21 protein-coding genes are annotated in these 21,331 nt (G+C 73.5%); 8 read left to right on the top strand and 13 right to left on the bottom strand.

Translation table 11 applies throughout. From position 1 onward, the window contains the following. Positions 1-66: 66 nt before the first annotated feature. Positions 67-1,203: a PLP-dependent cysteine synthase family protein gene (locus ACFVGY_RS03485; protein WP_385670274.1), complete on the bottom strand. Its 1,137-nt coding sequence runs from the start codon at positions 1,201-1,203 to the stop codon at positions 67-69. Between the two features lie 197 nt (positions 1,204-1,400). On the opposite strand from ACFVGY_RS03485, the gene ACFVGY_RS03490 reads away from it, so the two are divergent. Then, positions 1,401-2,057 carry an ATP-binding protein gene (locus ACFVGY_RS03490; RefSeq protein ID WP_385670277.1) on the top strand — a complete coding sequence of 219 codons (657 nt, stop codon included), beginning with the start codon at positions 1,401-1,403 and terminating at the stop codon, positions 2,055-2,057. A 142-nt stretch (positions 2,058-2,199) separates the two neighbouring features. Here ACFVGY_RS03490 and ACFVGY_RS03495 read toward each other — a convergent pair whose 3' ends face one another. Both ACFVGY_RS03495 and ACFVGY_RS03500 read right to left on the bottom strand, forming a co-directional pair. Continuing rightward, positions 2,200-3,471 (bottom strand): ROK family protein, encoded by a 1,272-nt coding sequence (locus ACFVGY_RS03495; protein ID WP_385670280.1) that lies wholly within the window; start codon positions 3,469-3,471, stop codon positions 2,200-2,202. 110 nt (positions 3,472-3,581) lie between these two features. Beyond that, positions 3,582-4,268 (bottom strand): alpha-ketoglutarate-dependent dioxygenase AlkB family protein, encoded by a 687-nt coding sequence (locus ACFVGY_RS03500; protein WP_385670283.1) that lies wholly within the window; start codon positions 4,266-4,268, stop codon positions 3,582-3,584. 37 nt (positions 4,269-4,305) lie between these two features. Here ACFVGY_RS03500 and ACFVGY_RS03505 point away from each other — a divergent pair, with 37 nt between their 5' ends. Together ACFVGY_RS03505 and ACFVGY_RS03510 are read left to right on the top strand one after the other, a co-directional pair. Beyond that, positions 4,306-5,046 carry a maleylpyruvate isomerase family mycothiol-dependent enzyme gene (locus tag ACFVGY_RS03505; RefSeq protein WP_385670286.1) on the top strand — a complete coding sequence of 247 codons (741 nt, stop codon included), beginning with the start codon at positions 4,306-4,308 and terminating at the stop codon, positions 5,044-5,046. A gap of 63 nt (positions 5,047-5,109) precedes the next feature. Continuing rightward, positions 5,110-5,373 carry a DUF6332 family protein gene (locus ACFVGY_RS03510; RefSeq protein ID WP_385670289.1) on the top strand — a complete coding sequence of 88 codons (264 nt, stop codon included), beginning with the start codon at positions 5,110-5,112 and terminating at the stop codon, positions 5,371-5,373. A gap of 16 nt (positions 5,374-5,389) precedes the next feature. Here ACFVGY_RS03510 and ACFVGY_RS03515 read toward each other — a convergent pair whose 3' ends face one another. After that, positions 5,390-6,088, bottom strand: coding sequence for a TetR/AcrR family transcriptional regulator (locus ACFVGY_RS03515; RefSeq protein WP_385670292.1), 699 nt, complete (start codon positions 6,086-6,088; stop codon positions 5,390-5,392). 128 nt (positions 6,089-6,216) lie between these two features. Here ACFVGY_RS03515 and ACFVGY_RS03520 point away from each other — a divergent pair, with 128 nt between their 5' ends. Further along, on the top strand, positions 6,217-6,678 hold the full coding sequence (locus ACFVGY_RS03520; protein WP_385670295.1) for a nitroreductase/quinone reductase family protein: 462 nt from the start codon (positions 6,217-6,219) through the stop codon (positions 6,676-6,678). Positions 6,679-6,703: 25 nt separating this feature from the next. Here the strand turns inward: ACFVGY_RS03520 and ACFVGY_RS03525 are convergent, their stop codons facing one another. Together ACFVGY_RS03525 and ACFVGY_RS03530 are read right to left on the bottom strand one after the other, a co-directional pair. Further along, complete coding sequence (locus tag ACFVGY_RS03525; protein WP_385670298.1) at positions 6,704-7,015, bottom strand: hypothetical protein; 312 nt, start codon at positions 7,013-7,015, stop codon at positions 6,704-6,706. Positions 7,016-7,264: 249 nt separating this feature from the next. After that, on the bottom strand, positions 7,265-8,482 hold the full coding sequence (locus ACFVGY_RS03530; protein WP_385670866.1) for a geranylgeranyl reductase family protein: 1,218 nt from the start codon (positions 8,480-8,482) through the stop codon (positions 7,265-7,267). Positions 8,483-8,748: 266 nt separating this feature from the next. On the opposite strand from ACFVGY_RS03530, the gene ACFVGY_RS03535 reads away from it, so the two are divergent. Together ACFVGY_RS03535 and ACFVGY_RS03540 are read left to right on the top strand one after the other, a co-directional pair. After that, a complete protein-coding gene (locus ACFVGY_RS03535; RefSeq protein WP_385670301.1) occupies positions 8,749-10,113 on the top strand; it encodes a dipeptidase in 1,365 nt (454 codons plus the stop codon). A 129-nt stretch (positions 10,114-10,242) separates the two neighbouring features. After that, on the top strand, positions 10,243-10,947 hold the full coding sequence (locus ACFVGY_RS03540; RefSeq protein ID WP_385670304.1) for an MBL fold metallo-hydrolase: 705 nt from the start codon (positions 10,243-10,245) through the stop codon (positions 10,945-10,947). 183 nt (positions 10,948-11,130) lie between these two features. Here the strand turns inward: ACFVGY_RS03540 and ACFVGY_RS03545 are convergent, their stop codons facing one another. Continuing rightward, complete coding sequence (locus tag ACFVGY_RS03545) at positions 11,131-12,171, bottom strand: NUDIX domain-containing protein (RefSeq protein WP_385670307.1); 1,041 nt, start codon at positions 12,169-12,171, stop codon at positions 11,131-11,133. Between the two features lie 271 nt (positions 12,172-12,442). Here ACFVGY_RS03545 and ACFVGY_RS03550 point away from each other — a divergent pair, with 271 nt between their 5' ends. Further along, positions 12,443-13,435, top strand: a complete 993-nt coding sequence (locus ACFVGY_RS03550; RefSeq protein ID WP_385670869.1) for a LacI family DNA-binding transcriptional regulator — start codon at positions 12,443-12,445, stop codon at positions 13,433-13,435. Positions 13,436-13,438: 3 nt separating this feature from the next. Here the strand turns inward: ACFVGY_RS03550 and ACFVGY_RS03555 are convergent, their stop codons facing one another. Beyond that, positions 13,439-13,645 (bottom strand): hypothetical protein, encoded by a 207-nt coding sequence (locus ACFVGY_RS03555; RefSeq protein WP_385670310.1) that lies wholly within the window; start codon positions 13,643-13,645, stop codon positions 13,439-13,441. 199 nt (positions 13,646-13,844) lie between these two features. Here ACFVGY_RS03555 and ACFVGY_RS03560 point away from each other — a divergent pair, with 199 nt between their 5' ends. Then, positions 13,845-16,298, top strand: a complete 2,454-nt coding sequence (locus tag ACFVGY_RS03560) for a PQQ-binding-like beta-propeller repeat protein (RefSeq protein WP_385670313.1) — start codon at positions 13,845-13,847, stop codon at positions 16,296-16,298. A 51-nt stretch (positions 16,299-16,349) separates the two neighbouring features. Here ACFVGY_RS03560 and ACFVGY_RS03565 read toward each other — a convergent pair whose 3' ends face one another. The 5 genes from ACFVGY_RS03565 to ACFVGY_RS03585 form a co-directional block, all read right to left on the bottom strand. Further along, positions 16,350-17,648, bottom strand: a complete 1,299-nt coding sequence (locus ACFVGY_RS03565; RefSeq protein ID WP_385670316.1) for a DUF6986 family protein — start codon at positions 17,646-17,648, stop codon at positions 16,350-16,352. 185 nt (positions 17,649-17,833) lie between these two features. Then, complete coding sequence (locus ACFVGY_RS03570; RefSeq protein WP_385670319.1) at positions 17,834-18,796, bottom strand: electron transfer flavoprotein subunit alpha/FixB family protein; 963 nt, start codon at positions 18,794-18,796, stop codon at positions 17,834-17,836. Between the two features lie 61 nt (positions 18,797-18,857). Continuing rightward, positions 18,858-19,643, bottom strand: a complete 786-nt coding sequence (locus ACFVGY_RS03575; protein ID WP_385670322.1) for an electron transfer flavoprotein subunit beta/FixA family protein — start codon at positions 19,641-19,643, stop codon at positions 18,858-18,860. Positions 19,644-19,846: 203 nt separating this feature from the next. Further along, entirely contained in the window at positions 19,847-20,431 is a 585-nt protein-coding gene (locus ACFVGY_RS03580) for a flavin reductase family protein (protein ID WP_385670872.1), read from the bottom strand. A gap of 350 nt (positions 20,432-20,781) precedes the next feature. After that, the gene (locus tag ACFVGY_RS03585) at positions 20,782-21,123 is read right to left on the bottom strand and encodes a thioredoxin family protein (protein WP_385670325.1); all 342 of its coding nucleotides are present in this window, start codon (positions 21,121-21,123) and stop codon (positions 20,782-20,784) included. Between the last annotated feature and the right edge of the window lie 208 nt (positions 21,124-21,331).

Below are 21,331 nucleotides of genomic sequence, written 5' to 3' on the forward strand. Positions count from 1 at the left end.
CGATCCGGCGGCGACCGCGTCGGGCAGGAGCCACCCGGGCGTCAGACGCCGGGCTCGCGCCAGGCGTCAGGCGCCGGGCTCGCGCCAGACGCCGGTCGCCAACAGGGTCTCGATGGTCTCGGCGTACGGGGCGATGTCCAGGCCCTGCGCGGCGACCCATTCGTCCGAGTAGTACTTGTCGAGGTAGCGGTCGCCCGGGTCGCAGAAGAGGGTGACGACGCTGCCGGTTCGCCCCTCCGCCACCATCTCCGAGATGATCTTCAGTGCGCTCCACACCCCCGTACCGGTGGAACCGCCCGCCTTGCGCCCGATGGCCGCCTCCAGGGCACGGCACGCGGCGATGCTCGCCGCGTCCGGCACCTTCATCATCCGGTCGATGGCGCCCGGAACGAAGCTCGGCTCCATCCGCGGCCGCCCGATGCCCTCGATGCGCGAGCCGCAGTCGCTGCTCGCGTGCGGGTCGTTGTTGGTCCAGCCGTCGAAGAAGCAGGAGTTCTCCGGGTCCGGGACGCAGACGCGGGTGTCGTGCTGCATGTAGTGGACGTAGCGGGCGATGGTCGCCGAGGTTCCGCCCGTGCCGGCGGTCGCCACGATCCACGCGGGCTCGGGGTACCGCTCCAGCCGCAGCTGCTGGTAAATCGATTCTGCAATGTTGTTGTTGCCCCGCCAGTCCGTGGCCCGCTCCGCGTACGTGAACTGGTCCATGTAGTGGCCGCCGGTGCGGGCCGCGAGGTCCGCCGACTCCTCGTACATCTTCATCGGGTCGTCCACGAAGTGGCATTCGCCGCCGTGGAATTCGATCAGCCGGCACTTCTCCCGGCTGGTCGTGCGCGGCATGACCGCGATGAACGGGACGCCGATCAGCTTGGCGAAGTACGCCTCGGAGACGGCCGTCGAGCCGGACGAGGCCTCGATGACGGGGCGGCCGGGGCGGATCCAGCCGTTGCAGAGGGCGTACAGGAACAGCGACCGGGCGAGCCGGTGCTTGAGCGAGCCGGTCGGGTGCGTGGACTCGTCCTTGAGGTAGAGGTCTATGCCCCATTCCTCGGGGAGCGGGAAGCGCAGGAGGTGGGTGTCGGCGGAGCGGTTCGCGTCGGCCTGCACCTTGCGGACGGCTTCTTTCAGCCAGGCGCGGTACTCCGCGTCGCTGCGGTCGACGTCAATCGTCGTAGCCGTCGTACCGGAGGTACGGGTGGTGCTCATGCGCCTTGCTCCTTCGTGCGTTGCTGTCCCCCTGCTTTCGCAATGTACCTCTCTCACCTGCGCAAACAGTCACTTTGGGTTTCTATGAGGATCGCTTTCGATCGCGTTCGGTTGCATCGACGGGCACCGTGGGTGACCCTGGTGGGGCATTACCGAGGGTGCAGCACCCGTAACACTCATGTCGGGGAGTCGCAGCCGTGATCAGTCACTCACGCAGGCACTGCGTCGTCGAACTGCAGGCCTTGCCGTCCCGGATCGGCCAGATCCGGAGGATCGTTTCCGCACAATTGCGCCACTGGCAGCTGGACCCGCTCATAGACCGGGCTGCGCTCGGAGTGACGGAGCTGCTCAGCAACGTCCACCGGCACGCGCAGCCGGACAAGAGATGCACGGTCGAGATCGAGCTGCGGCTGGGCCGGCTCACGGTCTCGGTCTACGACAGCGATCCGCGGCTCCCCGTCCGCCGGACGGCGTTCGCGGAGCCACCGGACGGACCGGGCGCACCGTCCGCACCGGACACGGCAGGAGTGCCGGGAGCGGCGAGGGCGCCCGACCTGATGGCCCCGGTGGCTCCACTGGCCCCGCTGGACACCCTGGAGACCTGCGGGCGCGGCCTCGCCCTCGTCGAGGCGGTCAGCGAGGCCTGGGGGGCCCGCCCCCAGGAGGACCGCCCCGGCAAGGTGGTGTGGTTCTCGCTCCGCGCCGCCCCCGCGACCCCGGCCCGACCGCGCCCCGTGCGCAGCCGTCCCGCGCCGGTACGGGAGCCCGCCCCGGCCGTGTCCCTCGCCGCGGCCGCCGACCCCGGACCGGTGAGCCTGTCCGTGGCCGCCACCACCGCGATCAGGCCCGGGTGACGGCCCCGCCGCCCGGCCCCCTGACCCGGTAGCCCGACAGCTGCGTCGGGCCGGGGCCACAGGGGGCTCGGGGCTGCACGGCAGCACGCCCGCCAGCCCACCGACCCCGCCAGCCCCACCCCGCGCCACACGGCGGCCCGTGCTACGCGGCGGCCCCGAGAGCCCCCAGCGGGTCGTCCAGGACCGGCTGCCAGGCCAGCTCCGCCGCCCCCACCAGGCTGTTGTGGTCGAGCGTGCACGGCAGGATCGGCACCCCCCCGCTGCGCCCCCACAGGCTCCGGTCGGCGACCACGGCGCGCAGCCGCTCCGGGTTCGCGTGGAGCAGCTCCCGGTGCAGCCCGCCCAGAATGATCCGGTCCGGGTTCAGGATGTTCACCAGGCCCGCGAGACCCAGGCCGAGCCGGTCGATGAGCTCCGCCGCGGCCGCCCGTACCGCGGGCTGCGCGTACTCCTCGCGCAGCAGGTCGCGGGCCTGCTGCAGCAGCGACCCCTCCGGCCCCGGCGTCCGGCCCGCCGCCGTCAGGAACGCCAGCGGGTCCGCCTCCACGTCCAGGCAGCCTCGGCCGCCGCAGTGGCAGGCCCGTCCCTCCGGGTTGACGGTGAGGTGGCCGACCTCCAGCGCCAGGCCCGAACTGCCGCTGTGCAGACGGCCGTCCAGCACCAGCGCCCCGCCCACCCCGCGGTGCCCGGTCGCCACGCACAGCAGGTGCTGGGCGCTGCGGCCAGCGCCGTGCCGGTGCTCGGCCAGTGCGGCGAGGTTGACGTCGTTCCCCGCGAGAGCCGGGCCGTCGATGCCGGCCGCCTTCACGCACTGCTCGAAGATGGCCCGTACGGGAGAACCGGCCGGCCAGGCCAGGTGCAGCGGGTTCAGTGCCGTACCGTCCGGCTCGGCAACGGCCGACGGAACCGCGAGCCCGGCGCCGATGCAGCGGCGCCCCGTCCCGGCGAGCAGTGCGGCGCCCGCCTCGACGACCGCGCCCAGCACCTGCGCCGGATCCTCCGACACCGTGATCTTGCCGGGGGCGGTGGCCACGATCCGGCCGCCGAGACCGACGAGGGCGGCACGGAAGCCGTCCGGGTGGACCTGGGCCGCCAGGGCCACGGGGCCGTTCTCGTCGATGGCGAGGCGGTGCGAGGGCCGGCCCTGGGCGCCTCCCGCCCGGCCGGGGCTGGAGTCGACGCGGATCAGCCCGAGCGCCTCCAGCTCGGCCGCGACGGCCCCCGCCGTGGCGCGGGTCACGCCGAGCTCGGCCGTCAGGACCGCGCGGGTCGGGGCCCGACCGGTGTGGACGAGCTCCAGCGCCGGCCCGAGGGCGCCGCGGCCCCGCTCCAGCTTGGTCTTCGCCGATGCCGCGGAGGCGGTGGACGCCGTCGTCACGTCCCCCACCCGCCGCGGGGCCCCGTTGCCGTTCATGACAGCGATCCTCGCATGATCCGCGGGCTGCGCGGCGCCGCCGGTCGATCACCGACGGGTCTCGGCCACGGGCCGACCCGCGGCCGGCGGTCCACCCGCCCTGCGGCCCGTCAGCCGGGGGGCAGGTCCAGCCCGCCGACCCGCAGCGTGATGTTCAGCCTGCCGGTCAGCCCGAGCCAGGGTGGAGAGGTCCCGGGCAGCACCTTCGGCACCCCGTGGTAGGCCGCCCTGGCCGGGCCGCCGAAGACGAACAGGTCCCCGCTGCACAGCCGTACGTCCTGGTAGAGGCGGCCCCGCGACTCCGCGTTGCCGAACCGGAAGACGCACGTATCGCCGAGGCTGAGGGAGACCACGGGCGCCGGGGACTCCTCCTCGGCGTCGCGGTGCATGCCCATGCGCGCGTCCCCGCCGTAGAAGTTGATCAGCGCGATGTCGTAGACCTCACCCGCCGGAAGTCCGCCACGCCCAGCACCCGCCCCGTCCCCGTACGCGGCGGCCACCGCCTCCCGCCCCAGCTCGGCCAGCCAGGAGGGCATCGGCTTGACGGGGGCACCGTCCCCGTCGACGGCGGTGCGGGCGTACCCGTACGGATACCAGTGCAGGCCGAGACACACCTGGCGGGCGGTCATCGTGCCCCCGCCCGGCGTCCGGACCGTACGCAGCCCGGCGGGCGGGCGCGCCCACACCCGGCAGGCGGCCAGCAGCTCCCGCTGCCGCTCCGGACCGAGCCAGTCGGGCACGTGCACGGCGCCGGGGGCGACCTCGGCCCGCTCGCGCGGGAAGAGTTCCCCGTTCATGACCCCATTGTCCGGGCTCGGCTGGGAGACTGCCCACATGAAGATCACCGAGTACGTTGAGGCGTTGGAGCGGGAAGGCGAGTTGCTCGCCGAGACGGCCGAACGGGCCGGCATGGACACCATCGTCCCCAGCTGCCCCACCTGGCGCATCACCGATCTGCTGCGGCACACGGGGGCGGTGCACCGGTGGGCGGCCTCGTTCGTCCAGGACGCGGTCGTGGAGCCGACCCCGATCCCGGACGGACCCGAGCTCGTCGGCGCCGAACTGCTGGCCTGGTTCCGGGAGGGGCACGCGGCGCTGGTCCGGACGCTGACCCGGGCGCCGGCCGACGTGCAGTGCTGGACCTTCCTGCCGACGGCCCCGCCGTCGCCGCTGGCGTTCTGGGCGCGGCGGCAGGCGCACGAGACGACCGTCCACCGCATGGACGCGGAGGCGGCGCTCGGCACCGCCTTCGCCCCGGTGTCCCCGGAGTTCGCGGAGGACGGCGTGGACGAGCTGCTGACCGGCTTCCACGCGCGGCCGCGCAGCCGGGTGCGGGCCGAGCAGCCGCGGGTGCTGCGGATCCGGGCCGCCGACACGGGCGCGGTGTGGACCGTGCACCTGTCGCCGGAGCCGCCCCGCGCGGTGCTCGGCGACGCCGGCCCGGCGGACTGCGAGGTGACGGGCGAGGCGGCCTGGCTGTACGCGGCCCTGTGGAACCGCCTCCCGCTGACGGGCCCCGGGGTGACGGGCGACGAGGCGCTGGCCCGCCTGTGGGTGGAGACGGCCGGTATCTGACACACCCGGCGGACGACGGAAAGACTCCTTGTGACGATGCGCGACCCCCACGACACTGCACGTATGGGGCGGCACACAGGACGGCGTACGCAGGCAGACCGCGACGCGATCACCATCGAGATCGGCTACGCCTTCGTCAGCGCGTGCTTCGCCGCCGCCCTGGTGTTCGGCGCGGTGTACGGACCCGCCCTGGCCTTCGACCTCTCCCCGGCCGTCGAGGACGCCCTGGCCGTGGCGGGTTGGCTGCTGGCCGCGGTGGTGTTCGTACTCCGCGTCACCCACCTGCTGTGGCGCTTCGCCCGCCGCCCGGAGAACGACGGCCGGTAGCGGGGGCGGCCCGGGATCACACGGCGGGCAACCCGACCGCCTGGGCCAGCTGCCCGGCCGCGTGCGAGAAGAACCCGTCCCGGTCCTCGACGACCCGGTTGAACTGGCCGAACAGCTCGAAGGAGACCATCCCGGCCAGCTGCGCCCAGGCGGCGACCAGGGCCGCCGTGACCTCCGGCGGCAGCCCCTCGGCGAAGTCCGCGGTCATCCGCACGGCCTCGGGCCGCAGGGCGGCGGGAAGCGCCGGAAGGGCGAGCCCGTGGCCCTCGTGGGCGGCGCGGGCGATACCGATGAAGACGTTGCCCACCCGTGCGGCCGGCCCGACGGTGTCCGGGGGGGCGCTGTAGCCGGGGACCGGAGAGCCGTGGATGAGGGCGTACTCGTGCGGGTGCTCCAGCGCCCACCCGCGGAACGCCCGGCAGGCGGCGACCCAGCGCGCGCGGGGCGGTTCGCCGGCGGCGACGGCACGGGCGTCGGCCTCCTCGACCGCCGCGCCCACGCTGTCGTAGGCGTCGACGATGAGCGCGGTGAGCAGGTCGTCGCGGCTGGGGAAGTAGCGGTAGAGGGCCGAGGAGACCATGCCGAGTTCGCGGGCGACGGCCCGCAGCGACAGCTTGGCGGCGCCCTCCGCCGCGAGCATGCGCCGGGCCTCGTCCTTGATGGCTGCGGTGACCTCGATACGGGCCCGCTCCCGGGCCCCGCGCACGCTAGTCATGGCGGCCAGTGTGCCACACGACGAGATCACCGCCCCATTCCGAGAGCACTGCTCTTGCTCGGCCGCACCCACTCGTGCACACTGCTCTCAAACGAGAGCACCGCTCTCCCTCTGCCGCCGGAGGCCCCATGTCCACGCCCGCCAGCCCGTACTACGTCAAGGCCGGCCCCTTCGCCGTCCGCTTCAACTCCCTGATGGGCAAGCTCGCCCGCGTCGGCATCAGCCTGGCCGGCACCGCCGAGCTGTCGGTCCGCGGCCGCACGTCCGGCCGGATACAGCGGATCCCGGTCAACCCGCACGCGTTCGAGGGCGAGCAGTACCTGGTGTCGGCGCGCGGCCACTCCCAGTGGGTCCGCAACATGCGGGTGGCGGGCGCCGGCGAGCTGCGCGTGGGCCGCGAGGTCCGCACGTTCACGGTCACCGACCTCACCGACCCGGCGGAGAAGGCCCGCGTCCTGCGCGCCTACCTGAAGCGGTGGGGGTGGGAGGTCAACGCGTTCTTCAACGGCGTCAACGCGGAATCCCCCGAGGCGGACCTCCGGGCAGCATCGGCCGACCACCCGGTCTTCCGCCTGACCCCGTCCCCGTGAACAGGCGCCTCAGGTCAGCGCTGTTTCAGCTGGCCGGGTTGGCGGCAGGGCACCCGTAGTCGTCCGGGTAGAACTCGTTGCCCTCCCGGTCGCAGATGTGGAAACAGTGGCCGTTGGCCCACACCGTGACCGAATCGGGCCGGTGGTCGACCTCGAACGGCTCGTCCTCGTACGAGGTCGAGGGCCGATCGCCGTCCCCCGCAGGCGCGTGGGTGACGACGACGCACGCCTCTTTCGGCGGGATCTCGTGGATCTCCGCCCAAGGCTCCACGGTCAGCTCCAACGGCTCCTCGCCGTCGTTGTGGACCACCAGCCGCGCGACCCTCACTGCGCACATCCCAGCACCATCTCCTCGGCCTCGTGCCGTCATCCGTTCGCTGCACCACGTGCGGGAACCCGGCAGGATCCTCACACAAGTGATCGTCTGACCCGACGTCACGACGGCCGAGTCGACGACCACCCCGCCGGGGCCCGAGGCACAGCGCCGCGGCCCCGGAGTCGGGGGCGGGGGCGGGCCGACCCGGGCCGTCTGCGTCACGCAGCAGCCGGCCGGGAGGAACCCCGACAACCCCGGAGCCGGGCGGGGTCAGCGGGGCCGGCCCGGACGGGAGTTCCTGTCGTCGAGGGCGTGGAGGGCCTTGCGGGCCAGGGGGTACGTCCGGACCAGGTCGGCCAGCGTCGTCGCGCCCCGCGTGATCCGGGCGAACGCCCGCCACGCCGGGCGGAGGCCCGTGATCGCCGCGTGCAGGAGCCCCGGCTTCGCCTCGAAGGCGGTCAGCATCCGCTTGCCGACGGCCATCTCCACCCCCAGCCCGGCCTTGATGGCGAAGGCGTAGTTCAGGGCCTGCCGCCGTGCGTCCACCGCGTCCTGCGCCTCGGCGATCTTCACCGCCCACTCCCCGGCGAGCCGGCCGGACCGCAGCGCGTACGAGATGCCCTCCCGCGTCCACGGCTCCAGCAGCCCGGCCGCGTCGCCCGCCACCAGCACCCGGCCCCGCGACAGCGGCGAATCCGGCGTGCGGCAGCGCGTCAGGTGCCCCGAGGACACGGACGGCTCGAAGCCGGCGAGCCCCAGGCGGGCGATGAAGTCCTCCAAGTACCGCTTGGTGGCGGCACCTTCACCCTTCGCCGAAATGACCCCGACCGTGAGGGTGTCGCCCTTGGGGAAGACCCAGCCGTAACTACCGGGCAGCGGCCCCCAGTCGATGAGGACGCGGCCCTTCCAGTCCTCGGCCACCGTCTGCGGAACAGGGATCTCCGCCTCCAGGCCGAGGTCCACCTGGTCCATCTCCACGCCGACGTGCGCACCGATCCGGCTGGCGCTGCCGTCGGCACCGACCACCGCCCGGGCCAGGACCGTCTCGCCGTCGGCGAGCACCACGGCGACCGTGCGCCGGTCCGGCACCGCCGCCCCGTGCTGCTCGACACGGGAGACGGCCGTGCCCGTACGCACCGTCACGCCCGCCTTCTCCGCCTCCGCCACCAGTCCGGCGTCGAACTCGGGCCGGTTGACGAGCCCGAACAGCATGTGCTTCGACCGACGCGTGCGGGTCAGCCTGCCGTTCAGGGTGAACGTGACCGCATGGATCCGGTCCTGCAGCGGCAGCTGGAAGCCGGGCGGCAGCGCGTCGCGCGAGGGCCCGATGATCCCGCCGCCGCACGTCTTGTACCGGGGCAGCTCCGCCTTCTCCAGCAGCAGCACCCGCCGCCCCGCGCTCGCCGCCGCACGGGCCGCCGAGGCGCCGGCCGGGCCGGCACCGACCACGACCACGTCCCACACCTCGCCGGTCCCCCCGGCCACCACGTCCCCCGCCCCGTCAGCGGCCTGTCCTGCTGCGTCGCGTACGTCGTCGTCGCTGCTCACGATGTGCTGCTGCTCCTGATCATGGTTGCTCCGATGCCATGGAAATCCTACGGCGCGTGTTCGGCCCGCCCTGCTGTGCGAGGATCGGACTGCCTTGCGCCGTGCCCGGCCGCCGTACCCGGGCGACCGGATCCGGCACATGCCCACCAGGCGGGTGCCGGCAGGCGTACACGTGACACAACGTCGCACCCAGGAGGAGCGTGCCCATGTCCCAGAACCCGATCGCCGAGACCATCGCCTCGCTGATGCCCCGCGCCAAGCAGGAGCTGACCGAGCTGGTGGCCTTCCAGTCGGTGGCGGACTGGGCGCAGTTCCCCCGGAGCGAGAGCGAGGGGGCGGCGAACTGGGTGGCCGACGCGCTGCGCGCCGAGGGCTTCCAGGACGTGGCCCTGCTCGACACCCCCGACGGCACCCAGTCGGTGTACGGCTTCCTGCCCGGTCCCGAGGGCGCGCCCACGGTCCTCCTGTACGCGCACTACGACGTGCAGCCCCCGCTGGACGACGACGCCTGGATCTCCCCGGCCTTCGAGCTGACCGAGCGGGACGGCCGCTGGTACGGCCGCGGCGCCGCGGACTGCAAGGGCGGCTTCATCATGCACCTGCTGGCCCTGCGGGCACTGAAGGCCAACGGGGGCGTCCCCGTCAGCGTGAAGGTGATCGTCGAGGGCTCGGAGGAGCAGGGCACCGGCGGCCTCCAGCAGTACGCGGAGGCCAACCCGGAGCTGCTGGCCGCCGACACCATCGTCATCGGCGACGCGGGCAACTTCCGCCTCGGCCTGCCGACCGTGACCGCGACGCTGCGCGGCATGTGCCTGCTGAAGGTGAAGATCGACACGCTGGGCGGCAACCTGCACTCCGGCATGTTCGGCGGCGTGGCCCCCGACGCCCTGGCCGCACTGATCCGCCTGCTGGACTCGCTGCGCGCAGCGGACGGCTCGACGACCGTCGACGGCCTGGCCTCGGACGCGGTGTGGGAGGGCCTGCAGTACCCGGAGGAGGACTTCCGTGCCGACGCGAAGGTCCTCGACGGGGTCGAGCTGATCGGCGAGGGCACCATCGCGGACCGCCTGTGGGCCCGCCCGGCCGTCACCGTGCTCGGCATCGACTGCCCGCCGGTGGTCGGCGCCACCCCGTCGGTGCACGCGAGCGCGGCCGCCCTGATCAGCCTGCGCGTGCCGCCGGGCGTGGACACCGCCGAGGCCGTCAAGCTGCTGGAGGCCCACCTGGTCGCGCACACCCCGTGGAAGGCCCGCCTCGAACTGGAGGTGGTGGGCCAGGGCCAGCCGTTCCAGGCGGACACGACCAGCCCCGCCTACGCCTCCATGGCCGCCGCCATGGAGATCGCCTACCCGGGCCAGGAAATGCAGGTCAGCGGCATGGGCGGCTCCATCCCTCTGTGCAACACGCTGACGTCGCTCTACCCGAACGCGGAGATGCTGCTGATCGGCCTGAGCGAGCCGGAAGCACAGATCCACGCGGTCAACGAGAGCGTCTCCCCCGAGGAGCTGGAACGCCTCTCCGTCGCCGAGGCCCTCTTCCTCGTCAACTACGCCGCCTCCAAGCGCGCCTGACGCCCCGGGCGGCCCGGCTCCGGCCGGGCCGCCCGCGCGACGGCCGGGCCGGCCGCCTGCGCCACGGGCGAACTCCGCTCCGGGTGAAATCCGTTCCAACCCGCCCACGACGGCCGTAGGTTCGGGCGCATGGATCTTGTCGAAGTGCTTCCCGAACGACTTCACATGCTCCGCTTCCCGATAGGCCAGGCCTATCTGTGGCGGGACACCGACGGCTCCCTGGCGCTCATCGACGCGGGCCACGCCGGATCCGCCCCCGCGATCGAGCAGGCGATCCGCTCCCTCGGCGACACTCCGGACCGACTCGGCCGGATCGTCCTGACCCACTGCCACCGCGACCACATCGGCGCGGCGGACGAACTCGCCGGCCGCTACGGCGCACGCGTACTGGCCCACCGCCTGGAAGCCCCCGTCATCCGGGGCGAACAGCCCGTCCCGGACCCGGCACTCCTCGACTGGGAAATCCCGCTGTACGAGCACGGCCTGACGGTCCCCGAGGCACCACCGACACGGGTCGACCACGAGGTGGAGGACGGCGACGTCCTGCCGTTCGGCGACGGCGCGGTGGTGGTCCACTCCCCCGGGCACACACCCGGCAGCATCGGCATCCACCTCCCCCACCACGGCGTGCTGTTCACGGGCGACTGCGTCGCCGGCGTCGGCCAGGTCATGCTCGGGGTGTTCAACGTGGACCGCGAGCAGGCCCAGGCGTCCTTCCGCCGCCTGGCGGCACTGGCCCCGTCGGTGGCCTGCTTCGGCCACGGAGACCCCCTGACCGAGAACACGGCGAGTGTCCTCCTGACCGCAACGACGTCCGAGCCGGTCCTCCCCTGACCACGCGCCGCCCCGGTCGGCAGGCGGCCGCCGACGCACGAGAGGCGCACAGTGATCCGGGGCGCCCCCGACGGTGGGTCCTGGCGGCCCCGGCTGCGCAACGCCCCTGCGAGGCGCAGCCGGGCCCCTGCATCTCCGACGGCCCCGCCCCGCCCCCGGCCCGCCCCGCCCCTCCTGCCCCGCCTACGGCGTAGGCCGCCCCGACTCCAGATACAACGCCCGCCCCCGCTCACGGGCCCGCAAGGCCCACCTCAGTCGCTCGTACCGGACCGGCGGCAGCAGCTCCGCGGCCTCCGCCTCCGTCACGAACCGCCAGGCCCGCAGCTCCGGCCCCGGGAGCCGCAGTCGGGCCGCCGTCCCCGCATCCAGCCGGCCCCCGTCGAAGAGCATCCGGAGCCCGCCGTAAGCCGGTCGCACCGGAGGCTCCCAATCCACGACCAGCAGCCCGGGCACATCGCCCAACTCGATGCCGAGTTCCTCGGCGACCTCCCGCACCCCAGCCCGCGCCGGTGCCTCTCCCGCCTCGACGACCCCGCCCGGGAACTCCCACCCCGCCTTGTACGTCGGGTCGACCAACAACACCCGGTCCTCGTCGTCGAACAGCAGCACCCCGGCCGCCACGGTCTCGCGCGTCGGCTCCGGGGTCTGAACGATGTCGCACACCCCGGCCGCCTCCGTGCGCACGGCTTCGGCGATCCGCTCCGCCGTCTCCCGTACGCTCAGCTCGCCGTTGTCGATGACGTGCGCGTCGGCCGCGAGCCAGTTGCCCAGCGCCTGCCGGTAGACCGGGATGTGGTCGTACGACCACTGCCGCACCCGCAGATCCACGTCGTGCGGATCCCCCGGCTCGTTGCGGGTCGCGATCCGACCGCGCAGGATCGTTTCCTCCGGCGCCAGCAGCACGTGTCGCACCGGGATCCGCCGCGCCGCCAGCCCGCCGAATATCTCGTCCCGGTACTCCTGGCGCAGCAGCGTCATCGGTACGACGAGCACCCCACCCACCTCGGCGAGCATCGCGGCGGCCGTGTCCACCACCAGTCGCCGCCAGCTCGGCAGGTCCTGGTAGTCGCTCACCTCCGCGAGGCGTTTGCGCGGCAGCAGCCTGCGCAGTGCGTCGCCGACGAGCTCAGGGTCGTACAGGGTGCTGTCCGGCAGGATGCCGGTCAGTTCGCGGGCCGTGCTGGTCTTCCCGGCGCCGAATGTGCCGTTGATCCAGACAATCACGTCTATCCCTCTCCCCACGGCTCGTCCCAAGCCCCCTGTGGCTTGCCCCGATCACCCTGCCACGGAAACCCGCGCACCGGCGCAGTGCTTATCCTCGGGATCACGGCGCCGCCCCACCACCCACCCGTTCCGGCCCACGACCGTAGCCGCACGCCCCCGCACCCCGACACCCGACATCCGCCCCCCGACCCCCGACCCCCGATCCGGAGGATTCCGTCCCGTGCCGCAGAGCCGCCGCCCACCCGAGTCCCGCTACGGCCACCGGCCGACCATGAAGGACGTGGCGGCCCGCGCCGGGGTGGGCTTGAAGACGGTGTCCCGGGTCGTCAACGGGGAGCCGGGGGTCACCCCCGCGACGGTCAGCCGCGTCCAGCAGGCCATCGAGGCGCTCGGCTTCCGCCGCAACGACAGTGCGCGCGTGCTCCGCAAGGGCCGTACCGCCACCGTCGGTCTGGTCCTGGAGGACCTCGCCGACCCGTTCTACGGGCCGCTCAACCGGGCCGTGGAGGAGGTGGCCCGATCCCACGGCGCCCTGCTCATCAACGGGTCGAGCGCCGAGGACCCGGAGCGGGAACGGGAGCTGGCGCTGGCGCTGTGCGCCCGCCGCGTGGACGGTCTGATCGTGATCCCGGCCGGTGACGACCACCGGTACCTGGAGCCGGAGATCCGAGCCGGTGTGGCCACGGTGTTCGTGGACCGGCCGCCGGGCCGCATCGAAGCGGACGTCGTGCTCTCGGACGGCTTCGCCGGCGCCCGCGAGGGCGTGGCGCACCTGATCGTCGCCGGCCACCGCCGCATCGGGTTCATCGGCGACCAGCCGCACATCCACACGGCGGCGGAACGCCTGCGCGGATACCGGGCGGCCATGGCGGAGGCGGGCCTGCCGGTGGCGCCGTCCTGGGTCTCGCTCGGCCTGACGGCCCCGGACAACGTCGCGGCGACGGCGCGGGCGATGCTGGCGGGCCCGGAGCGGGTCACGGCGCTCTTCGCGGGCAACAACCGGGTGACGGTCACGGTGGTACGGGTCCTGGCCGGACATCCGGACCCGCACCCGGTGGCGCTGGTCGGCTTCGACGACTTCGAGCTGGCCGACCTGCTGCGTCCCGGGGTGACGGTGGTCGCGCAGGACGCGGCGGCCCTGGGCCGGGTGGCCACGGACCGCCTCTTCCAACGGCTGGGGGGCGCCGCGCTCCCCCCGACCCGCATCGAGTTGCCGACCCGCCTCATCCCGCGCGGCTCGGGCGAACTCCCGCCGCCCGCCTGACGGCTACCGGATCAGGCCGTGCAGTACGGGCACGGCCCCTCCGGCGGCGCCGAGCCCGGCGAGCACGGCGAGGGCGGTGGGCACGCCGCCGAGGTGGCTGAGCCCGCCGACGACGCATCCCATGACGAGGGCGGTCAGCAGAACGAAAGCTGCGTGCAGCGACAGGAGCGGCCGGTCCTGGTCGCCGGTCTGGTGCGGTGAAGTGGTCATGGCTCGATTCCACCCCCTCCGGGGCCGCCCCCGGGCAGCGACGGAACGAAGTGCTCCGATCCGGATCGCAGCGGAACTCCCCTGAACAGCAGGGGTGTTCCACGGAACGCGGACCGTGTTCCGCGGTGTTCCGCAAAGTTCGGGACCGTTCCGCGGACCATGCCCTAGCCTGGTCGGCCACACCAGGTCAAGGGGGGACATGGAGGCGCAGGAGCACGGCGCGTTCGAGGCGGGACTCTCGTCCCTCGCAGGCGATCTGACGCGGTTACGGATCCAGCGGGGCAGGCCCTCGTACCGGGACCTGGTGACCCGCGCCGAGGCCTCCGGCACCGGGATCCGGCTGTCGGTCGCCACCCAGAGCGATGCCTTCAACGGCAGGCGGCTCGTCCGCGCCGACACCTTCATGGGGCTCGTACGGATGCTGTACGCGTACGACGAGTACGGCCGCGAGACCGCGGTCCCCTCGCACACCGCACCCGAACTGGTGGCCTGGCGCCGCCGCTGGCAGGAACTGGCCGCCCTCCAACCCGCGGCCCAGCCCCGCTCGGCCCCGGCCGTCCGCTCGGGGACGACCGCCGAGCAGTCGGACCCGCCGGCGCCGCACGCCGACCCGGCCGGGACTCCACCCGCGGAACCCCGCACGCACGGATCTGACGAGCCGCTCGGCGCAGCCGCGTACGACACACCCCACGGGCACCCCACGCCACGCGAACCCCACCACCCGAACCCGCACCCCACCCCGACCCCGACCGACCACCCCACCACTGCCCCGAAGGCCCACCCCGAGCCCGCCGCAGGCCCGGATCCGGGCCCCGCCCCCTACGCCCTGCGCCACCGGATCGGCGGGGACTCGGCGCCGGCCTCGGCCGTGGTGTTCTCCCCCGACGGGCGGCTCCTGGCCTCGGGCGGGCCCGACGCGGTCCGGCTGTGGGACACCGTCACCGGCCGGACCACCGTCTCGCTCGCCGCGCGGCCCCCACTCGCCTTCACGCCGGACGGCCTGCTGATCGCCGCGGGCCGGAACCCACAGGAACTCCAGTGGTTCGACCCCGCCACCGGCAGCGTGTGCCGACCGCCCCTGACCTTCTACGTCAGCGGGGTCGCCGGAATCAGCTGCGCTCCTTCCGGAAGCACGGCCGCCGCCGTGGAGAACGACGGGACCGTGCACCTCTGCAGCCCCGACGCCGGGCGCCGCCCGGTCACCCTCGCGCACGGCTGGGAGAAGGACCCGTTCCGCTACGTGGCGTTCGCCCGCGACGGACGCGTCCTGGCCGCCACCGACAGCGGACGCGTCAAGGACCTGGTCGACAAGGAGGAGCTGCCCCGCGCGGCGCTCGCCCCCGGAGCCGGCGCGCCCGAGGCGTTCTCGTTCTCCGCGGACGGGCGGCTCCTCGCCCTCGGGTACCGCGACGGCCGGGCCACGTTGTGGGAGACGGCCGACGGCCGTGACGGCCCGGCGCTTCCCGGCCACGCCGACGCCGTCTTCGCGTTGGCCTTCTCCCCCGACGGCCGGCTCCTCGCCACCGGCTCCCGGGACGCAACGGTACGGCTGTGGGACACCGCCACGGGCCGGCCCGTCGGGCCGCCGCTCGCCGGCCACACCACCGGCGTCGAGGCCGTCGCGTTCTCCCCCGACGGCCGGCTGCTGGCCACCGCCTCCGACGACGGGGTCCTGCTGTACGAACGCGCCACCGCACCCCGCAGGGCACCCCTCGCGACCAGGGCCCTGGCGGCCGCATTGCGCGAGCGGCGGGCGGTCCGGCTCCCGCCCGTCCAGGTGAGCGGCCGCGGGCTCGTGCGCGTCGCGTTCTCGCCCCACGGCCGCGTCCTCGCGACGACGTCCGCGGACGGTACGCTGCGCCTGTGGGATCCGGCCACCCGGGCTCACCTTGGGCCGTCGGCGGCCGAGCCGCGGTCCGTGCCCCACTGCCTGGCGTTCTCGCCGGACGGCGCGCTCCTGGCCACCGGATCCCCCGACGGGGCCGTCTGCCTGCGCGATCCCGAGACCGGCGCGGTCCGGCAGCAGTGGCCGGCCGATCCCCCGGCCGCGGCGAGTCAGCTCCTGTTCTCCCCGGACGGCCTGCTGCTGGCGGCGGTGGCCGGCAACGGCTCGGTGCAGCTGCGCCGCCTGCCGGACGGGTTGCCCGTCGGCGAATCGCCGCCGCGCCCCGTCGGCCGGGCCGAGACGGTCTCGGCGATCGCGTTCTCCCCTGACGGGCTGGCACTGGCAGCAGCCGCCGAGGACGGCACCCGCCTCTGGCGTACGGGCACCCGCCACCCGCTCGGCGGACCGTACGCGGGGCACCGGGCCGTGGCCTTCTCGCCGGACGGGCGGGTCCTGGCCACGGCCTCCGGGGACACCACGGTACGGCTGTGGGACCTCGAAGGCGGCCGTCGGAACGCCAGGCTGCTGACCGGTCAGCTCTCACAGGTCGGCACCCTGGCGTTCGCCCCGGACGGCAGCCTCCTCGCCACCGCGGGGCACGACGGCGTGGTCCTCCTGTGGGACCCGGCGACCGGGCAGCGGGTCGACTCCGCGTTGACGGGTCATGACGGGGCCGTCCACGGCCTGGCGTTCTCGCCCGACGGCAGCCTCCTCGCCACTGCCGGCGCGGACGGCGTCCTGCACCTGTGGGCCATCGGCCCCCTGTGAACGTGACCGGCACGTGACCGGTCGCGGACCCGGCGCCGGGCGGCCGCCCCCTCAGGCGGTGGCCGTCAGCGTCGCCGACCGGCGCGGGATCGCGAAGGCGTCGAGTTCGGCGCGGGTCAGGCCGGTCAGGGCGGTGACCTCGTCGGTGCCGACCGCCCCGCAGTCCAGGCCGCGGACCAGGTAGCCGGCCAGGGCCTTCGCGGTGGCGGGCTCGTCCATGACGTCGCCCTCGATCTTGGCGACGTACGCCTTCAGCCGGGCCGCGGCGGCTTCCAGGCCCTCTCGGTAGAAGGCGAACACGGCCGCGTAGCGGGTCGGCAGGTGCCCCGGGTGCATGTCCCAGCCCTGGTAGTAGGCGCGGGCGAGGGCGCGGCGGGTGAGGCCGTAGTGCAGCTTCCACGCCTCGTGGACCTGCTCGGTGGTGCCGACCGGCTTGACGTTGGTCGAGCCGTCGGACACGCGTACGCCGGTGCCCGCGGCCGCGACCTGCATGATCGCCTTGGCGTGGTCGGCCGCCGGGTGGTCGCTGGACTGGTAGGCGGCGGACACGCCGACGCAGGCGCTGTAGTCGAAGGTGCCGTAGTGCAGGCCCGTGGCACGACCCTTGGCGGCCTCGATCATCCGGGCCACGGTGGCGGTGCCGTCGGAGGCGAGGATGGACTGGCTGGTCTCGATCTGGATCTCGAAGCCGATGCGTCCGGGGCGCAGGCCGCGGGTGGACTCGAAAGCCTCCAGGAGCTTGACGAAGGCACTGACCTGCTCGGCGTACGTGACCTTGGGGAGGGTCAGGACGAGGCCGTCGGGCAGGCCGCCGTGCTCCAGGAGCCCGGACAGGAAGACGTCGGTGGTGCGGATGCCGCGGTCGCGGACGTTGGCCTCCATGCACTTCATGCGGATGCCCATGTACGGGGCGTTGGTGCCGTTGGAGAAGGCCTCGGAGACGAGCCGGGCGGCGCGGGCGGCCGCCTGGTCCTCCTCCTCGTCGGAGCGGACTCCGAAGCCGTCCTCGAAGTCGACGCGGAGGTCCTCGACGGGCTCGCGCTGCAGCTTGGCGCGGACCCGCTCGTAGACGGGGCCGGCGAGCTCGTCGCCGATGCCGAGGACCTTGGCGAAGGTGGCGGCGTCGGGGGCGTGCTCATCGAGCGCAGCGAGGGCCTGGTCGCCCCAGGAGCGGATGGTGTCCGCGGCGAAGACGTCGCCGGGCACGTAGACGGTGTGGACGGGCTGGCGGGTGCCGGGGTCGCCCGGGTAGTGGCGGGCGAGTTCCGCGTCCACCGGGGCGAGGGAGGCGCTGATGCCCTCGCTGACCGCGCCTGCGAGGCTCGTCGCCACCTTCTCCTGCTGACCCATTCCCACACTCTCCTCTTTCCGCTTCACGGAATCGCAGATCCGCATAGCAGAATTTAGTCATGGGGTTCCGCTCCGTCAATGGTCCCGCCGACCGGCTGCGGAAACGACTCGGCGCCCCGCCCGGAAACGACTCGGGGCCGTGTGGTGACAACACCACACGGCCCCGTGACGGAGAGGAGCGCAGGTCAGCCCTTGCGCGTCTGGATCTCCTGGGTCAGCTGCGGGACGACCTCGAACAGGTCACCCACGACGCCGTAGTCGACGAGCTCGAAGATCGGGGCCTCGGCGTCCTTGTTGATGGCCACGATGGTCTTCGAGGTCTGCATACCGGCCCGGTGCTGGATCGCGCCGGAGATGCCGGTGGCGATGTACAGCTGCGGGGAGACCGACTTGCCGGTCTGGCCGACCTGGTTGGTGTGCGGGTACCAACCGGCGTCGACGGCGGCGCGCGAGGCACCGACGGCCGCACCGAGGGAGTCGGCCAGCGCCTCGATGATCGCGAAGTTCTCGGCGCCGTTGACGCCGCGGCCGCCGGAGACCACGATCGCGGCCTCGGTCAGCTCGGGGCGGCCGGTCGACTCGCGCGGGGTGCGCGAGGTGACCTTGGTGCCGGTGGCCAGGGCGCCGAAGGTGACGGCGAGCGCCTCGACGGCGCCGGCGGCCGGGGCGGCCTCGACCGGGGCCGAGTTCGGCTTGACGGTGATGACCGGGGTGCCCTTGGAGACACGGGACTTGGTGGTGAAGGACGCGGCGAACGCGGACTGCGTCGCGACCGGACCCTCGTCACCGGCCTCCAGGTCCACGGCGTCGGTGATGATGCCGGAGCCGATGCGGACGGCGAGGCGGGCCGCGATCTCCTTGCCCTCGGCGGAGGACGGGACGAGCACGGCGATCGGGGAAACGGCCTCGTGGGCGGCCTGCAGCGCGTCCACCTTCGGTACGACGAGGTACTCGGCGAACTCGGGGGCGTCGGCGGTGAGGACCTTGACCGCACCGTGCTCGGCGAGCACGGCGGCGGTGTTCTCGGCCCCGGCACCGAGGGCGACCGCGACGGGCTCGCCGATGCGACGGGCCAGGGTCAGCAGCTCGAGGGTGGGCTTGCGGACGGCGCCGTCCACGTGGTCGACGTAGACGAGGACTTCAGCCATGGGTTGCTCCTGCGAAAGCGAAGTAATCAGGGGGCGATGTGGGAAGTGCTGGCTGAAGCTCTTAGATGAACTTCTGGCCGGCCAGGAACTCGGCCAGCTGCTTGCCGCCCTCGCCCTCGTCCTTGACGATCGTGCCGGCGGTGCGCGCCGGACGCTGCGCCGCGGAGTCCACCGCGGTCCAGGCGCCCTCCAGGCCGACCTCGTCCGCCTCGATGTCGAGGTCCGACAGGTCCCAGGACGCCACCGGCTTCTTCTTGGCCGCCATGATGCCCTTGAAGGACGGGTAGCGGGCCTCGCCCGACTGGTCCGTCACGGAGACGACCGCCGGGAGGGAGGCCTCGAGCTGCTCGCTCGCGGTGTCGCCGTCGCGGCGGCCCGTCACGGTGCCGTCCTCGACGCTGACCTCGGAGAGCAGGGTGACCTGCGGGACGCCCAGGCGCTCGGCCAGGAGGGCCGGGAGGACACCCATGGTGCCGTCGGTCGACGCCATACCCGTGATGACCAGGTCGTAACCGGCCTTCTCGATGGCCTTGGCCAGCACCAGGGAGGTGCCGATCACGTCGGTGCCGTGCAGGTCGTCGTCCTCGACGTGGACGGCCTTGTCGGCACCCATGGACAGCGCCTTGCGCAGGGCGTCCTTGGCGTCCTCCGGACCCACCGTCAGGACGGTGATCTCGGCGTCGTCGGCGTCCTCGGCGATCTGCAGCGCCTGCTCGACGGCGTACTCGTCGAGCTCCGACAGCAGACCGTCGACGTCGTCGCGGTCCACCGTCAGGTCATCGGCGAAGTGCCGGTCGCCAGTGGCGTCGGGCACGTACTTCACACAGACAACGATCCTCAGGCTCACGCCGGCTCTCCTACCGCATCGTCTTGTTTCTGATACCGCCTTATGCAGGCAGCATAGGCGCCTTGTCGGGCGGATCCCGGTCGGGGCGGCCCGCGCCCCGATCAGAATGTTACTCGCCAGTACATCGTGGGTCCTGCCCGGAGGCAAGGCTGCTGAACTGTGATCTGTCCAACGCCACCCCAACCCTCCCCAGCAGGGACGATTCAGTCACGCAACCCGTTGAAGCGCCCCTGGTGGTACAGCAGCGGACGGCCCTGCCCCGCAGGGTCCCCCACCACGGCCTCCGCGATGATCACCCGGTGCTCGCCGGCCGGCACCCGCGCCACCACCCGGCACACCACCCACGCCAGCACTCCGTCCAGCAGCGGAACCCCGTGCGGGCCCCGCGACCAGCCGGTGCCGGGACCGAAGCGGTCCACTCCGCTACGGGCGAACAGACCCGCCAGCTCCCGCTGGTGCTCGCCCAGTATGTGCACGCCGAGGTACTCGCGGTCGCGCAGGGCGGGCCAGGTGGAAGAGCCGGTGCCGGTGGTGAACGAGAGCAACGGCGGGTCGGCGGAGACCGAGTTGAGCGAGGTCGCGGTGAAGCCGACCGGGCGGTCGCCGTCCGCGGAGGTGATCACGGCGACGCCCGCGGCGTGCTGCCGGAAGACCGAGCGCAGCAGCTCGGGCGAGCCGGGCCGGGCAGAGGCGAACGGGTCGGCAGGTGCGGCCGGTTCCGCCTGCACGCGTCGGGCGGCCTCGTCGGCCGGGCCGGGCTGTCCCGGCCGACCGGACTGCGGAGGCAGACCGTGCTGCGGAGGCAGACCGTGCTGCGCGGTCACAGCGGACCGCAGGGACGCAGTGGCGGAGGCGGGGGCGGGCTGGGCCGTCGAGGCCGTCATCGGGAGGCCTTCCTTCTCTTCTGCCGCAGGGCGGCGGGCGCGAGCGCGTCGGACATCGGGTCAGGGCGGGGTCGTTCAGTGATCCTGACAGCGCGCACTCGCGTGACGGACGAGGTCCACATGGACGCGCCCGTACAGCAGAAGTTCGTACCGCATGCCGCCAGCCTGTCGATCTCTGCTGTACACAGTCAAGCCGGGGCGGGAAGATGCGAGGCGCGTCACGCTGTGTGCGGGCGCATGTACCGGCGCACCCGTCACACCGCGGCGCCCAGGGCGGCGATCACATCGGCCTTGCGCGGCAGCCCCACGGCGCGCCGGACGATCCGGCCGCCCGCGTCCAGGACGAGCACGGTCGGGGTCTTCTCGATGCCCAGGGCGCGCACCAGGTCGAGGTTCCGCTCGGCGTCGACCTCGATGTGCACCACGCCGTCGACCATGCCCGCGACCTCGGCCAGGATCCGCCGGGTGGCCCGGCAGGGCTGGCAGAAGGCGGTGGAGAACTGCACCAGGCTCGCCCGCTCCCCCGGCTCCACACCCAGCTGTGCGGCATCCAGCCGCCCGGCGCCGGCCCTCTGTCCCGCCGCGTCCCCGTGCACTCCCGCTCCCTCGCCGTCATCGTGTCCGTCCGGACGCCCGCCGTCACCGGCGGACCCGCGTCCGTCATCATTGAAGTACGTTCGTACGGCGATCCGAGCGTCCGCACGGTGCGCCGCATTCCCCGGGTGGTTCCCCGCGTGACGAGAATCTCCCCGAGGGCGGGCGTCTGGGCTGGCCAGCGGGCGTCGAATACGGCACGATCCGCAG

It is taken from the genome of Streptomyces sp. NPDC127106, from assembly GCF_042677605.1.
Classification (GTDB): Bacteria; Actinomycetota; Actinomycetes; order Streptomycetales; family Streptomycetaceae; genus Streptomyces.

Excerpts from the sequence above, each read along its gene's own strand:
- ACFVGY_RS03485 (WP_385670274.1), bottom strand. The coding sequence starts at position 1,203 with ATGAGCACCACCCGTACCTCCGGTACGACGGCTACGACGATTGACGTC.
- ACFVGY_RS03495 (WP_385670280.1), bottom strand. The coding sequence starts at position 3,471 with ATGAACGGCAACGGGGCCCCGCGGCGGGTGGGGGACGTGACGACGGCG.
- ACFVGY_RS03500 (WP_385670283.1), bottom strand. The coding sequence starts at position 4,268 with ATGAACGGGGAACTCTTCCCGCGCGAGCGGGCCGAGGTCGCCCCCGGC.
- ACFVGY_RS03505 (WP_385670286.1), top strand. The coding sequence starts at position 4,306 with ATGAAGATCACCGAGTACGTTGAGGCGTTGGAGCGGGAAGGCGAGTTG.
- ACFVGY_RS03510 (WP_385670289.1), top strand. The coding sequence starts at position 5,110 with ATGGGGCGGCACACAGGACGGCGTACGCAGGCAGACCGCGACGCGATC.
- ACFVGY_RS03515 (WP_385670292.1), bottom strand. The coding sequence starts at position 6,088 with ATGACTAGCGTGCGCGGGGCCCGGGAGCGGGCCCGTATCGAGGTCACC.
- ACFVGY_RS03520 (WP_385670295.1), top strand. The coding sequence starts at position 6,217 with ATGTCCACGCCCGCCAGCCCGTACTACGTCAAGGCCGGCCCCTTCGCC.
- ACFVGY_RS03525 (WP_385670298.1), bottom strand. The coding sequence starts at position 7,015 with ATGTGCGCAGTGAGGGTCGCGCGGCTGGTGGTCCACAACGACGGCGAG.
- ACFVGY_RS03535 (WP_385670301.1), top strand. The coding sequence starts at position 8,749 with ATGTCCCAGAACCCGATCGCCGAGACCATCGCCTCGCTGATGCCCCGC.
- ACFVGY_RS03540 (WP_385670304.1), top strand. The coding sequence starts at position 10,243 with ATGGATCTTGTCGAAGTGCTTCCCGAACGACTTCACATGCTCCGCTTC.
- ACFVGY_RS03550 (WP_385670869.1), top strand. The coding sequence starts at position 12,443 with ATGAAGGACGTGGCGGCCCGCGCCGGGGTGGGCTTGAAGACGGTGTCC.
- ACFVGY_RS03555 (WP_385670310.1), bottom strand. The coding sequence starts at position 13,645 with ATGACCACTTCACCGCACCAGACCGGCGACCAGGACCGGCCGCTCCTG.
- ACFVGY_RS03560 (WP_385670313.1), top strand. The coding sequence starts at position 13,845 with ATGGAGGCGCAGGAGCACGGCGCGTTCGAGGCGGGACTCTCGTCCCTC.
- ACFVGY_RS03565 (WP_385670316.1), bottom strand. The coding sequence starts at position 17,648 with ATGGGTCAGCAGGAGAAGGTGGCGACGAGCCTCGCAGGCGCGGTCAGC.
- ACFVGY_RS03570 (WP_385670319.1), bottom strand. The coding sequence starts at position 18,796 with ATGGCTGAAGTCCTCGTCTACGTCGACCACGTGGACGGCGCCGTCCGC.